General features: G+C 55.4%; 12 protein-coding genes. 5 read left to right on the top strand and 7 right to left on the bottom strand.

All coding sequences use genetic code 11. From position 1 onward, the window contains the following. Positions 1–330: 330 nt before the first annotated feature. The 5 genes from yacG to pilB are packed head-to-tail and all read right to left on the bottom strand — an operon-like array spanning position 331 to position 4,945. A complete protein-coding gene (gene yacG / locus AC4ANK_RS24885; RefSeq protein ID WP_002552020.1) occupies positions 331–540 on the bottom strand; it encodes a DNA gyrase inhibitor YacG in 210 nt (69 codons plus the stop codon). Next, positions 537–1,160, bottom strand: coding sequence for a dephospho-CoA kinase (gene coaE, locus AC4ANK_RS24880; RefSeq protein ID WP_002552021.1), 624 nt, complete (start codon positions 1,158–1,160; stop codon positions 537–539). Before coaE ends, yacG begins: the two co-directional genes overlap by 4 nt. After that, positions 1,157–2,029 carry a prepilin peptidase gene (locus AC4ANK_RS24875; protein ID WP_460383566.1) on the bottom strand — a complete coding sequence of 291 codons (873 nt, stop codon included), beginning with the start codon at positions 2,027–2,029 and terminating at the stop codon, positions 1,157–1,159. Before AC4ANK_RS24875 ends, coaE begins: the two co-directional genes overlap by 4 nt. A gap of 1 nt (position 2,030) precedes the next feature. After that, the gene (locus AC4ANK_RS24870; RefSeq protein ID WP_002552023.1) at positions 2,031–3,248 is read right to left on the bottom strand and encodes a type II secretion system F family protein; all 1,218 of its coding nucleotides are present in this window, start codon (positions 3,246–3,248) and stop codon (positions 2,031–2,033) included. A gap of 2 nt (positions 3,249–3,250) precedes the next feature. Then, positions 3,251–4,945, bottom strand: a complete 1,695-nt coding sequence (pilB, locus tag AC4ANK_RS24865; protein WP_031597287.1) for a type IV-A pilus assembly ATPase PilB — start codon at positions 4,943–4,945, stop codon at positions 3,251–3,253. 225 nt (positions 4,946–5,170) lie between these two features. Here pilB and AC4ANK_RS24860 point away from each other — a divergent pair, with 225 nt between their 5' ends. The 3 genes from AC4ANK_RS24860 (at position 5,171) to AC4ANK_RS24850 (ending at position 8,475) form a co-directional block, all read left to right on the top strand. Continuing rightward, on the top strand, positions 5,171–5,566 hold the full coding sequence (locus AC4ANK_RS24860; protein WP_031597289.1) for a pilin: 396 nt from the start codon (positions 5,171–5,173) through the stop codon (positions 5,564–5,566). 160 nt (positions 5,567–5,726) lie between these two features. Then, the gene (locus AC4ANK_RS24855) at positions 5,727–7,031 is read left to right on the top strand and encodes an O-antigen ligase family protein (RefSeq protein ID WP_057425986.1); all 1,305 of its coding nucleotides are present in this window, start codon (positions 5,727–5,729) and stop codon (positions 7,029–7,031) included. Between the two features lie 157 nt (positions 7,032–7,188). Then, positions 7,189–8,475, top strand: a complete 1,287-nt coding sequence (locus AC4ANK_RS24850) for an oligosaccharide flippase family protein (protein WP_031599018.1) — start codon at positions 7,189–7,191, stop codon at positions 8,473–8,475. A gap of 69 nt (positions 8,476–8,544) precedes the next feature. On the opposite strand, the gene AC4ANK_RS24845 is transcribed toward AC4ANK_RS24850, so the two are convergent. Both AC4ANK_RS24845 and AC4ANK_RS24840 read right to left on the bottom strand, forming a co-directional pair. Then, positions 8,545–9,804 carry an IS256-like element ISPsy17 family transposase gene (locus AC4ANK_RS24845; RefSeq protein ID WP_460237476.1) on the bottom strand — a complete coding sequence of 420 codons (1,260 nt, stop codon included), beginning with the start codon at positions 9,802–9,804 and terminating at the stop codon, positions 8,545–8,547. A gap of 102 nt (positions 9,805–9,906) precedes the next feature. Continuing rightward, positions 9,907–10,452, bottom strand: coding sequence for a DUF1523 family protein (locus AC4ANK_RS24840; protein WP_002552026.1), 546 nt, complete (start codon positions 10,450–10,452; stop codon positions 9,907–9,909). A gap of 119 nt (positions 10,453–10,571) precedes the next feature. Here AC4ANK_RS24840 and AC4ANK_RS24835 point away from each other — a divergent pair, with 119 nt between their 5' ends. Both AC4ANK_RS24835 and AC4ANK_RS24830 read left to right on the top strand, forming a co-directional pair. Further along, a complete protein-coding gene (locus AC4ANK_RS24835) occupies positions 10,572–11,570 on the top strand; it encodes an ATP-grasp domain-containing protein (protein ID WP_002552027.1) in 999 nt (332 codons plus the stop codon). Between the two features lie 54 nt (positions 11,571–11,624). Next, complete coding sequence (locus tag AC4ANK_RS24830; protein ID WP_002552028.1) at positions 11,625–12,764, top strand: trypsin-like peptidase domain-containing protein; 1,140 nt, start codon at positions 11,625–11,627, stop codon at positions 12,762–12,764. Positions 12,765–12,803 lie beyond the last annotated feature (39 nt).

Below are 12,803 nucleotides of genomic sequence, written 5' to 3'. Positions count from 1 at the left end.
GGGATTTATGCAAGTGGGAAACGTTAATGGATACGATGTTGTGTCTGAGATCTGGTGTGACAAGTGCGCAACAGAAGGCGCGCGTCGAGGGGACTTTACGGTTACAGGGGCAGATCCCGTGCCGGCTCAGCCCTGTCAACGGTCGAGTTGTGGCGATCCACTGGCGGAACTGAACAAGGTCAAGAAAAAATAGTGTCTCTGGTGGTGGGGCATCACAGCCGCTTGGAATCAGGCGGCTGTGTGATCGCCTTTTGTGAGCAATGCGGATCTCCGCCCCGGTCACTCCGGCGCCCGTTTGGCAGAAGCAGAGTTGCCTTCGCATTGAGGGCATCAATGCCCCCGGTGCGGAGCCTCCAGATCACCCGAGAACAATTCATCCTCAGCATCCGGGCTCACCGGAATCGCATGCTCTTCAGAAGCCCAGGCTCCCAGGTCGATCAGTTTGCAGCGCTCTGAGCAAAACGGGCGGCTCGGGCTGGCGGCGCTCCATTCCACCGGGGCATCGCAGGTTGGGCATTGGACGGTCATTGGTTGGCTCATGATTGGCCTCCACGCAAAGTAAGGTAAAAGTGGTGCAGCCGCTCGACTTCGCTGTTCAGCCAGGCGTGATCGCGGTCGTTGACCAGCACATCGTTGGCATGGCGCAAACGGTCTTCACGCTGGATCTGCACTTTGAGAATGGCTTCGACCTGCTCCTGGCTGGAACTGTCGCGCAGCATCGTGCGCTCTATTTGCAGGTGTGCCGGAGTATCAATAACCAGCAGGCGCTGCACCATGCGGTATTGCCCGGATTCGATCAGCAGCGGCGAAACCAGAATGGCATACGGCGATTTGGCCTTGGCCAGATGGCTGACGATTTCCTGATTGATCAACGGATGCAGCAGCGCTTCCAGCCAGCGTCGCTGCTCCGGGTTTTCAAAAATCAGCTTGCGCATCGCGCCACGGTCTAGCTCGCCGCTGGCCTGCAACACGTCTTTACCGAAGTGCGCGGCTATCTGCTCCAGCGCTGGACGCCCTGGCTCGACTACCCAGCGGGCGGCATGGTCGGCATCCACGGTGTCGATGCCAAGGTTGGTAAAGCACTGCGCTGCTGCACTTTTACCGCTACCAATGCCGCCAGTCAGGCCAAGAATCCAGGGTTTTTGATCAGGGTGAGTCATCTGAAACCGTCAAACTGCATGTAAGAGTCGGTTATTTGACCACCCCAGAGCAAAGCGATCCACCCCGCAATGGCCAGATAAGGACCAAAGGGGATCGGCGTACCGCTTTCAACCCTGCGCACGCGCATCATGATCACCCCAAGCACCGCGCCCACCAGCGATGACAGCAGGATGGTCAACGGCAGAATCTGCCAGCCGCCCCATGCGCCAAGCATGGCCAGCAACTTGAAGTCGCCATAACCCATGCCTTCCTTGCCTGTCACCAGCTTGAACAGCCAGAACACCGACCACAGCGCCAGATAACCGGCCACTGCGCCCCAAAGCGCATCGTTCAGCGAGGTGAACAGCCCGAACGCGTTGACGATGAGGCCCAGCCACAGCAGTGGAAGTACCAGAGAGTCAGGCAACAGCTGATTATCGGCATCGATCAGACTCATCGTCAGCAGGCCCCAGCTCAACACCAGCATCGCCGCCGTTTGCCAGCCGAAACCGAAATGCCAGGCGACGTAGGCCGATAACACTGCGCAGGTCAGCTCGACCATTGGGTAGCGCATGCTAATGGGGGCTTTGCACTGCGAGCATTTACCGCGCAGCAGCAGATAGCTGATGACCGGCAGGTTCTCCCACGGGCGGATCTTGTGCGCGCAGTGCGGGCAACTGGAGCCGGGGCGGTTCAGATTGAAGGCAGGCTGATCAGGTTCGGCGGGCAGGCCGAGCATTTCACGGGATTGGGCTTTCCAGTCGCGCTCCATCATTTTGGGGAGGCGGTAGACGACTACGTTGAGGAAGCTTCCGACGATGAGGCCGAGTAGGCAGCAGGTGGTGACGAAGGCCAGGGGAGAGCTGGCCAGGAGGTCGAGGAGGGGCATTTCAGACAACGCTTCCGAGTTTGAAGATGGGGAGGTACATGGCAATAACCAGGCCGCCGACGATGACACCCAGTATCGCCATGATCATCGGTTCCATCAGGCTGGTCATATTGTCGACCATGTTGTCGACTTCTTCTTCATAGTAGGTCGCGACTTTATCGAGCATGGCATCAAGCGCACCGGACTCTTCGCCGATTGCTGTCATTTGTATCGCCAGACTTGGAAATACACCCGTTGAACGCATCGAGAAATTCAATTGCATACCCGTGGAGACATCCTGTTTGACCTGGTTGACTGCGTTCCTGAATACGACGTTACCGGTGGCGCCGGCGACCGAGTCAAGTGCCTCCACCAGCGGGACACCTGCGGCAAAGGTTGTCGCAAGGGTCCGCGCATAGCGCGCGACGGACGACTTGAAAATCAGTGGTCCGATAATGGGGACTTTCAGAAGAAAGCGGTCGAGGCTGTCACGAAACTTTTGAGACTGTTTGTAAGCCCGCTTGAACATGAAAAAACTGACAGGAAATAACGCAACTATTGCCAGCCACCACTGTTGAACGACTTCTGAAAGGGCGATGACCATCAGCGTGAACGCTGGTAATTCTGCGTTAAAGCCTGCGAAAACAGACTGGAACTGCGGCACAACTTTAATCAGCAAAATACCTGACACAATAAAGGCGACAATTAATACGGCGGTAGGATAAGTCATCGCCTTCTTGATTTTGGCCTTTAGCCTTTCCGTCTTTTCCTTGTAGCTCGCCACGCGGTCCAGCAGGCTTTCGAGCGCCCCCGCTTGCTCTCCGGCATCGACTAGGTTGCAGAACAGGTCGTCGAAGTATTCCGGTTTCTTTCGCAGAGCCGTCGCAAAGCTGTTCCCTGCTGAAACCTCCTGCTTTAGAGAGCCGACCAGCGCACGCATGTTCGGGTTTTCTGCACCTTCGGCAATGATGTCAAATGACTGCAGCAGCGGCACGCCTGCCTTCATCATGGTAGCCATCTGCCGGGAAAAGAACGCGATGTCCAGCGGCTTGATCTTCTTACCTTTGCCAAAAATCGATACGGGCTTTTTACGTACTTTGGTGAAATTGATTCCTTGTTTGCGTAACTGAGCCTTCACGAGCGCGAGGTTGTGCCCGCTCACTTCTCCACTGAGTTTGCCGCCTTTCTTGTCCACACCTTCCCATGTGTAAATACTGACTTTAACTGCCTTGCTGGCCATGCTTAATCCTTGGTCACGCGGTTGACTTCTTCAAGGCTGGTAATACCTTGCATGGCCTTCGACAGCCCGGAGGTCCTCAAATCATTGAAGCCGTCCTTGCGCATCTGCCTGGAAATCTCCAGCGAATTGCCTTCTTCCATGATGATGCGTTCCAGTTCTGGTGTTTTCTTTACTACTTCGTAAATACCAACCCTGCCCCTGTAACCGCCGTTGCAATGCTCACAACCTACTGGGCCATAGATTTTAAACGTACCGATCTTCTCCTCTGGAAAACCCTCCTGGATGAGCGTTTCCCGGGGTATATCGAGCTCTTTCTTGCAATGGCTGCATAGCTTGCGCGCCAGCCGCTGGGCAATGATGAGGTTAATAGCCGTAGCGATGTTGAACGCTGCGACGCCCATATGATGCAAGCGAGTGAGGGTTTCTGCGGCACTGTTAGTATGCAGAGTAGATAACACCATGTGGCCAGTTTGCGATGCTTTAATGGCGATTTCGGCGGTTTCCAGGTCGCGTATCTCGCCGACCATGATTACGTCGGGATCTTGACGCAGGAATGCGCGCAATGCCTGAGAAAAGTCGAGTCCCTGACGCGGGTTGACGTTGACCTGATTGATGCCTTCCAGGTTGATTTCTACCGGGTCTTCAGCTGTGGAAATGTTGATGTCCACAGTATTAAGAATGTTCAGGCCAGTGTACAGCGAAACGGTTTTACCCGAGCCAGTGGGACCGGTTACAAGAATCATGCCTTGTGGTTGTTTCAAGGCCTCCATATACAGAGCTTTTTGGTCTGGCTCATAGCCCAGCGCGTCAATGCCCATCTGTGCGCTGGTCGGATCGAGAATCCGCATCACGATCTTCTCGCCCCACAGTGTCGGCAGCGTATTCATACGGAAGTCGATAGCTTTGTTTTTTGACACTCGCAGCTTGACCCGGCCGTCCTGCGGTTTACGCCGCTCAGAGATATCGAGGCTGGCCATGACCTTCAGGCGCGCAGCAATACGGTTGGCCAGATGGATCGGTGGTCTGGCCACCTCATGCAAAATGCCGTCGGTACGCAACCGCACTCGGAAGATCTTTTCGTAAGGTTCAAAATGCAGGTCGGACGAGCCGAGCCGTATCGCGTCCATCAGCATCTTGTTAACGAAGCGCACGACCGGGGCATCATCGGCATCACTCTGAGTGGCCAGTGAGGTTTCCTTGTCACTCGCAGGCTCGATGTCCAGGCCCAAATCAATGTCTGCCAACTCGCCAAGGCCGCTTTCAGTGTCAAAAAAACGGTCTATGGCAATGGTCAGCTTGTCATCTTCAACCAGAATCGCTTCAGTGTTCAGGCCGGTACTGAATTGTATGTCAGTGACTGCCTGGTGGTTGGTAGGGTCTGAGATGCCTATAAACAGCTTATTACCACGACGCCACAGCGGCAGTGCATGGTGCTGACGAATCAGCTTTTCACTCACAAGGCCTTTGGGCTGGCTTTCCTTGTCCAGGCTGGCAAGGTCCATGAAAGGAACGCCGAACTGATCAGAAGCCATTTCTGCCAGCGTCAGGCTTTTGACCAGTTTGTTCTGGACCAGATAACTTACCAATGAAATCTTGTCGCGGCGCGCCTGCTGATAAGCTTGCTGCGCAGCAGTTTCGGTAAGCAGCTCGGCCAGGACCAGTTGTTTGGCCAAACCGGTGAGGACAGCATCAGACATATAACCACCAGACACAGACAGTGTGAGGGTTATAGCTTAGTCGGGCGATGCTGCCAATTGGCAGTGAGGGATATGACAAAAATTGTCAGTTTCTGCTGATTTCTGAGGGCGCCCGCTCGTAAAAGACCCGAGTTGAAGTGGTGGGTAGCGCCTTGCTCAATATTGGCACGGGCTATGCTTGCCCAGAGTCAAGGCACTACCTTATTGACGCCTGGAGAAGTAAGCATGCAAACACAAAAAGGTTTCACGTTGATCGAGCTGATGATCGTTGTTGCGATCATCGGGATTCTGGCTGCTGTGGCCATTCCTTCCTATCAAAACTACACGTTGCGCGCGCAGGCCTCTGCTCTGCTCGCTAGCTTGGATTCCGCCAAGTTGGCGGTAGCAGAGAACTACTCCAACGGCTCGGCTCAAGCAGATGTGTGCGGTACTGGTGCTAGTGCTATTGCAAACTGCACTGGGTCTGGTGTGCTTTCAGTTAGCCGAACTGGTCCGGCTGTTACAGTTAGGCTCACACCATCCTTTCCTGCTGCAACAACCGTTGGTGGTAGTGTGACATGGGGATGCGTCGTAGTCCCGGTCTCGGCTGCACCTAGTGGCTGTACAGGGGCAGCCTCTTAATAACCAGTATGCTGCAACGAGAAAGGCGCTTGTGGCGCCTTTTTTAAATGCGTTTTAGTGGAATTTCATGATTTTCTTTCTCTACTGTTGTGCTGTTTTGATAATTAGTTCATGTTTTCATGATTTTTCTGGGCATGATTATCAGAGGGTTGCACAATTTTTGATTGGTTTTTCATCGCTTGTTTTGTGGTTAAAATATTCGGCTAAACAGTTAAGTTTTTGCACTATATCATCCGAAGTAAAATTATTTTTTTTTAGTGTTGTGGTGATGGGGTTCGTCTCCAGTTTCATGTCCCACCGTCCCCTTTGGGCGTTAACTGAACTGTCCGTCCTGCTGCTTTCTTGCGGTATCGGCTGCGCATTCGCTTTGCAAAGAAACGTTTACGGTACCCAACTGGATCGCGCCTTCATAGGCTTCGTCATCCTTATCTGCACTGTTAAAACAATGCAGTTTCTATCCGCCTCCACAGCAGCATTCCTCAGCTCCGCCCCAACCCTCGACACCGACCTCCTACTCGACGGCTTTTCCAACAAACGTTTCTACGGCCAATTCCAGACCTTCACTCTGCCCTTACTGGTGCTGCCACTACTATTGCCCTCCACACGACGCTCAATCAAGATCGGTTTGTTCTGCCTGACCAGCCTCTGGTGGATGATCGCGATCAGTGGGGGGACTCGCGGTACATGGCTGGGCATGGCCGCCGCAGTTGCAGTTGTGTTCTGCCTCGGACGTGCCGGACGCCGTTGGGCTGGTTGGCAGATGGGTGCGGCCTCGACGGGGCTTCTGCTGTTTACCCTGCTATTCAGCGTGCTACCAGGCCTGCTGGGTATCGAAGTCAGCAATTTCGCAGGCGACCGCTTGACGACCTCACTGTCCGCACGTGAAATCCTCTGGCAGCAAGCATGGGAAATGATCAAAGAGCGCCCGCTCCTTGGATTTGGTCCCATGCATTTCGCTGATATATGGAATGCCGTGGCGGCGCACCCACATCAGGCCATTCTGCAATGGGCCTGCGAGTGGGGGGTTCCATCGACGTTATGCGTGGCGGGTCTTGCGTTATATGGGCTGAGCACCACCGCGGTGCTATTGCACAAGCGTGCGCTGTCTCTTGAGCCTGTTGACCTGATGCGCTTGTGCCTATTCGCCAGTCTTGTTGGTGCCCTGACCCAGTCGATGGTCGACGGCGTGATCGTGATGCCCTATTCGCAACTGTGGCTGGCGATCATTGTGGGCTGGCTGCTGGCGTTACATAAGTGGCAAACGCCCCCTCGTCCTGCCAGTGTTGCGTTCAGTAGTGCATGGCTGGTTTGTCTGACGCTTGCCACGGGCATGATCCTCTATACCATCGTTCGAGATTTTCCGGACATGGATGCACGTAAACAGCAATTTGGTGAAGATTTCGGTGGTAGGTACCTTCCACGTTTCTGGATGCAGGGTGTCATCGCACATCCACCTGGGAGCTGATCCCGACGCTGTGCTAGCATTTTTCATATGACCAATAGCTTGATCCGGTGATGAATGAGCCTTTGAATTGGTACAGTGTCGCATTCAGGCGCATGTCATTCGTGGCAGCCAGGTCTCTTGTGCCGAATAAATAAAGCGTTTTTTTCGGAAGTATTCAATGTCTTCAAAGGTGCCTCTTCAAGGTACGGAAATTCCGTCGGGCTTCTCGTTATTTTCTTTATTGAGGAAAGGCAGCCCTCTGATCGTTCAGTGGATGTCGACGATTTACGGCGCTGCGGTGTCACTTGGGCTTTCAATTTTCCTGGCACGTAGCATGGGGCCAGATGCGTTTGGCGCTTACACCTACATTTATGTTCTGGCGATGTTTTTGGCATTGATCCAGGACGCAGGCATCAAGACCCTGCTGCTGCGCGAGAGAACATCCCCTACTGCTGCGCTGAAGACCTCGAATCAAACCCTGCCAAGCCAGGCGTTGCTGCACCTTGTAATCAGTAGCATTGTGCTGATGCTCGGCTCTTATCTGGCGTCTCGCTGGCTGGATGGCCTGTCATTAGCGGCCGCAGTATTTTGTTTTGGCGCAATGACGCTGGTGACCTGGTTATCATCATGGTTCAAAGGCGTCGGCGATTTTGGCAAGGACGCATTTTTTCTGATTTGCGCGCGGAGTCTGAGCGTGCTGATGATCCTGTCCAGCATCGCTATCTTCGGCCTGACACCCGTCGCGATCTTCTCTTCCTGGGGGCTCGGCCTGCTGCTGACGTTCGTTTGGTTTCGGCGAGATTTGCCCCCGCTGATCAAAGCACCCCTGATTTTGCCCGTATGGGCTTACCGCAGTGCGTTCGTCTTTCTGTTGCTAGACCTGCTTACAACGATCTACCACCGCGTAGACATCGTCATTTTGCATAGCGTGCTGGGTTATGTCCCGCAGGTAGGTTCCTATGCCGTTGCTTGCCGGTTGATCGACGGTGTCATGCTCCTTGCTACTCCTATCGCGTTAGTGATGTTCCGACGCATGCGACATCTAGCGGAAACGCCCGACGGTAGCGTTGATTTCAGCCGTAAGGCGATTCTGATTGCTTTTGCGATTGGTGCGTTGCTGGCAGGTATTGGCTGGATGTCAGGAGGGTGGGGAGTTGGCTTGCTTTTTGGTAGTGTTTATGTGGACGAAACGCAGCCGATCATGGGCTGGTTGTCGATTTCATTGTTGTTCGCTCTGCCAAACTTTGTTCTTACGCAATGCGCAGTTGCAACTCATCAAGAGCGTTTTTTCCTGGTCAGCGCTGCATTTTCGTTACTCGTTAATGTATGCCTTAATGCGTGGCTTGTTCCATTGCACGGGGCGCTGGGGGCTGCATGGGCAACTGTCTGTTCAGAGGCCATATTGACTCTCTGCCTGTTGCTTGGCGGTATGCTCGCAGTAAAGCACGACACGTCTGCTCAATAAGGCCCTCGGGGATTATCAGTTTTTTTGTGTTCGGGCTGGTAAGGGCCTGCCGTCAGGCAGGCCCTTGTTTTACCAGCTCGGTCTGGTAAATCGGTCTCCGTACAGGATCGCAAATTGATTCATTGCCACTTTCCAGTCGTGTGCCGCATGACCCCAGTTGGCGGTGATGTTGCGCAACCCAAGCCATATCAGTTTCGTCGCGGCCTCATCGGTCGGGAAGTGCCCTCGAGTCTTGATGATCTTGCGTAACTGGGCATTGATGCTCTCGATGGCATTGGTCGTGTAAACCACTTTGCGGATGCCCGCCGGGAAAACAAAAAACGGTATAACCCGATCCCAGGCGCGACGCCATGCAGCAACCACAGTCGGATACTGCTTGCCCCAGGGGCCCGCTTCAAAGGCGTTAAGCTCTTGCTCAGCCACATCTGCATTGATCGCCTGGTAGATCGGCTTGAGTGCTTTGGCCAGTGCCCGACGTTTATCCCAAGCGGCATAGTCCAAGCTGTTGCGGATCAGATGCACGATGCAGGTTTGCAGCGTCGTGGCAGGAAAAACCGCCCCCAACGCCTCCGGTATTCCTTTGAGGCCATCCGTGACGGCGATCAGAACATCTTCAACGCCACGAGTCTTGAGGTCGTTGAACACCTTCATCCAAAACTTGGCACCCTCGGTGCTCTCGATCCATATACCCACAATGTCGCGCGTGCCATCAGGTAATACCCCCAGCGCCAGATAAATAGCCTTGTTGCACACTAACCCCTCGTCCCGGATTTTGACCCGTAACGCATCGAAGAAGATCACCGGATACATCGGTTCCAAGGGTCGTTGCTGCCAAGCGCTCACCTCTTCCATGACCGCATCGGTGACTGAGCTGATGAAGTCATGGGACACGTCAGTTCCATACTGCTCAGACAGAAAAGCGCGGATCTCACGCACCATCATGCCCCGGGCGTACATGGCAATTATCTTGTCGTCGAAGCCTGTAAAACGGCGTTCGTGCTTGGGAATCAGGATCGGGGCGAAGCTACCATCGCGGTCTCTGGGGGTATCCAGGCGAAGCGGCCCGTCGTCGGTCAGAACCGTCTTGCTGCTTTTGCCATTACGCTGATTGGTCGACTCCTCAGGGCGCTCCGCGCCCTGAGGGTAACCAAGGTGGTGACCCAGCTCGGCGCCTAGCGCACGCTCGATCAGAGCCTTCTTGAACGCCATGGACGCGTCTTGAATGGCTTCGGCGCTCATCGGGCCTTTAACAAACTGCTCAATCAGCTCTTGGGGAATCGAGGGCAACTCCCTCGCTGTTGCATTGGCGGACTTCTTTTTGGTCGGCATACATGCACCTCTAGCTACATGTTATGCCCGAACACAAAATTTCTGACAGTCTCGGCCCTCGCCTTAAACTATCCGCCGAGGGCCGTAAGTCAGAGCTAAGTGCTAACGCACAACCCCATCAACCCGAGCCCGCCCTTTAAACCGCCTTCTAACCCCAACAACCACAATCACCACCAACAACCCCACCACCACAAAAAAGATCGTATTAAACACCGGAAACGGCTGATCACGGCTCGTCACCGCTTCAACTTCGGTCACGTTGGGAAACATCGACAGGATCGTTATGCGCCAGCCGTAATAACGAATCAGTGCCAGTTGCTGGGAATCACGCGAGTAGCCCTGGGCTTTGGCCTGGATGTCGGCGGAGTCGAATTTGAAGTACCACGGGAAGCTCCAGCCGGTGTCTTCGTTGCGGTAGACCACGACTTTCTTGGTGTCCGGGTCTTCGGTGTTGATGAAGTACACGTCGCGGGTCGGGCCGTCTGCCGGGTTTTCGGCGTTGATGACGCCGTCGGCGTCCATTCTTTTGACTTCCACGCCGGTGATCATCACGACATCATGGCGCGGCAGGACGTAATAAAGGCTTAATGCGCCGATCCCGAGTGCCACGAATACCACAAGCCAAATCGACCTTCTCAGCCACTTCATACCAGCGTCCTCTGTTTAAAATTGCGTGACTTTGCCCTAATCCGAACATTTCGAAGCAAAACAGTTATTACAAAATTCGACAAGGCCGTTGCAGATGGCGTTGTCTTCCGGAGATTTACATGATTTGGTTCCTTGAAGGGCAGTCCAGCCAGCGTGAAGTGATCATGGGCGCGCGCGATGCGCTGCCTGCGTCGGTGCAGATTATCGCCTCCCATCGCCAGCAGCGCTCCGAAATTACCGGGCAGGCCCATGTGGCACTGCAAGAGCCGGTCGATAATGAAGAGCGTATCGACTGGGTGCTGGAGACCGCTCGCTCGCTGGGCGTCCGGACTATCGTCGCCGGGCGTATAGGCAGCTTTTACGAAGCGCAGCGTGCACGTTTTGTTGCCGAAGGTTTGGACCTCGTCACGGGCGGAACGTCCCAGCAGACCTTCATGGATGTCGATGACAAGAGCCGCTTCACTGCGGCGGCCGAGGCGGCGGGTCTGGCGTGCATTCCGGGAATCGCCGCGAGCAGCGCCGAGGAGTTGCAGGCGGCTTACGATTCGTTGTCGGTGTCTGGCGAGGTCTGTATCAAGCCGGTGGTCGGGATTTACGGACGGGGCTTCTGGCGCTTCAAGGCCGATGTCGATGATTTTCGCTGTTTCGCCAATCCGGATGCGCGTGAAACGACTTTTCAGGCGTACCTTAACGCTTACCGTCAGGCCGAGGGCGTTCCGGCGATGCTGTTGATGCCGTATATGCCCGGCAGTGAATGCTCGGTGGACATGGTCTGTGAGCACGGCAAGGCGGTTGCCTTTGTCGGGCGGCGCAAGGTAGGGCTGAATCAGACCTTCGAGCGTGACAGCGAGGCGGTGCAACTGGCGGTGCGCGCAGCGGAGCATTTTGCCTGCGACGGGCTGATCAATGTACAGACCCGTGACGACGCTGACGGCAAGCCGCGTTTGCTGGAAATCAACCCGCGTTACTCCGGCGGGATCGGTTATACGCGTGAAACCGGCGTCAACCTGCCGGGTATTTTTGCGACACGCCGTCTCGGCTTGAAAGAACCGGAAACACATTGGCTTGAGGATATCCGCGTGAAGGCCATCACGGTCGCTGTACGGGCCACGGTTTGATCGGGATAATAGATTTTTGCTATCACTAATCGCTCTTATCAGGGAGGATCGGGCATGAAGCTTCTTGCGCCAGGTGCAAACACTGCTTTAGCAAACGCCCACTGCACCTGGAATCTGGAGAGCGGCAAATCTTTGGTTTTTGGTGAGTACGCAGCGGTCGCTTTGCTGGCGGTCAACGACAAGCGCCAGCCCATGGGCGACCCGGCGCTGCTGCACCAGGAACAGAGCTGGATGGAGTGGAGCGGCGGCCCTCAGGATGTTGGCTGTACGCTTCGGCTGGACAGGCTCCCGGCTGGCAGTGATCGCGTGTTGTTGATGGTCTATGTATATGCAGCCATGGGGCCGGTCCGTGACGTTTCCAGCCTGCATCTCAAAGTGGATGCCGACATCGAGCATCGGCTGGATCTGCGCGATAACGGCGAAGCGGCGATCATCATCGGCGAGTTCTACAAGCGTAATGAACAGTGGAAATTCCGCGCGCTGAGCGAAGGCTCGGCGTATGGGTTGTCGGCGTTCGGGCGCAAGATCGGCCTGGACGTTGATGACCGTCACCCGCGCCACCCGTCCGGTGGCTCCAGTGGCGGGCCTCGGCATGAGTCGGCGACCGGCACGGCATTTGTGGTCGGCCCGGCGCACGTCATGACCTGTGCCCATGTCATCGAAGACATGGGCGTGTTCTACATCACTTCACTGGAAGGCCGTTACAAGGCCGAACCAGTGGTGATCGACCGTCGCAACGACATCGCGCTGCTGCGGGTGCAGGGCGCGCCGCCGTTGTCTCCGGTTACATTCCGGGACGGGCAGGGCTGTGAGCCGGGTGATACCGTAACGGTCCTGGGTTACCCGTTGGCGTCCATTTCCGGTGGCGGGCTGCAGGTGACGCAGGGCGGGATCTCCGGTCTGTTCGGTCTGCACAATGACGCCAGCCTGTTCCAGTTCACGGCACCGATTCAGCCAGGGTCCAGTGGCAGCCCGCTGTTTGACAACGGTGGCGCGGTGATCGGCATGGTGACATCCACCGTGCCGGACGGGCAAAACATGAACTTCGCAGTGAAGTCCGCACTGCTGCTGTCCTTTCTGCAGGCATGCCGTATCGATGCGCCGCATGCCCGCCCGGAAAGGTCGTACACCACCACAGAAATCTCACGCGCCGCACAGTCATCGTTATGGCTCGTTGAAGCTTCTCGCCAGTGACGTCGGTGTTGCCTGCTCAAGTGGCAGGCGTCTGGGGCT

The sequence above is a fragment of the Pseudomonas sp. Pmew2 genome, from assembly GCF_058129885.1.
Note: the sequence above shows the minus strand (reverse complement) of the source record. Positions and strands in the feature narration are given on the sequence as shown.

What these genes read in the sequence shown, in the direction of transcription:
- yacG (WP_002552020.1), bottom strand. Translation starts at nt 540, where the DNA reads ATGAGCCAACCAATGACCGTCCAATGCCCAACCTGCGATGCCCCGGTG.
- coaE (WP_002552021.1), bottom strand. Translation starts at nt 1,160, where the DNA reads ATGACTCACCCTGATCAAAAACCCTGGATTCTTGGCCTGACTGGCGGC.
- AC4ANK_RS24875 (WP_460383566.1), bottom strand. Translation starts at nt 2,029, where the DNA reads ATGCCCCTCCTCGACCTCCTGGCCAGCTCTCCCCTGGCCTTCGTCACC.
- AC4ANK_RS24870 (WP_002552023.1), bottom strand. Translation starts at nt 3,248, where the DNA reads ATGGCCAGCAAGGCAGTTAAAGTCAGTATTTACACATGGGAAGGTGTG.
- pilB (WP_031597287.1), bottom strand. Translation starts at nt 4,945, where the DNA reads ATGTCTGATGCTGTCCTCACCGGTTTGGCCAAACAACTGGTCCTGGCC.
- AC4ANK_RS24860 (WP_031597289.1), top strand. Translation starts at nt 5,171, where the DNA reads ATGCAAACACAAAAAGGTTTCACGTTGATCGAGCTGATGATCGTTGTT.
- AC4ANK_RS24850 (WP_031599018.1), top strand. Translation starts at nt 7,189, where the DNA reads ATGTCTTCAAAGGTGCCTCTTCAAGGTACGGAAATTCCGTCGGGCTTC.
- AC4ANK_RS24845 (WP_460237476.1), bottom strand. Translation starts at nt 9,804, where the DNA reads ATGCCGACCAAAAAGAAGTCCGCCAATGCAACAGCGAGGGAGTTGCCC.
- AC4ANK_RS24840 (WP_002552026.1), bottom strand. Translation starts at nt 10,452, where the DNA reads ATGAAGTGGCTGAGAAGGTCGATTTGGCTTGTGGTATTCGTGGCACTC.
- AC4ANK_RS24835 (WP_002552027.1), top strand. Translation starts at nt 10,572, where the DNA reads ATGATTTGGTTCCTTGAAGGGCAGTCCAGCCAGCGTGAAGTGATCATG.
- AC4ANK_RS24830 (WP_002552028.1), top strand. Translation starts at nt 11,625, where the DNA reads ATGAAGCTTCTTGCGCCAGGTGCAAACACTGCTTTAGCAAACGCCCAC.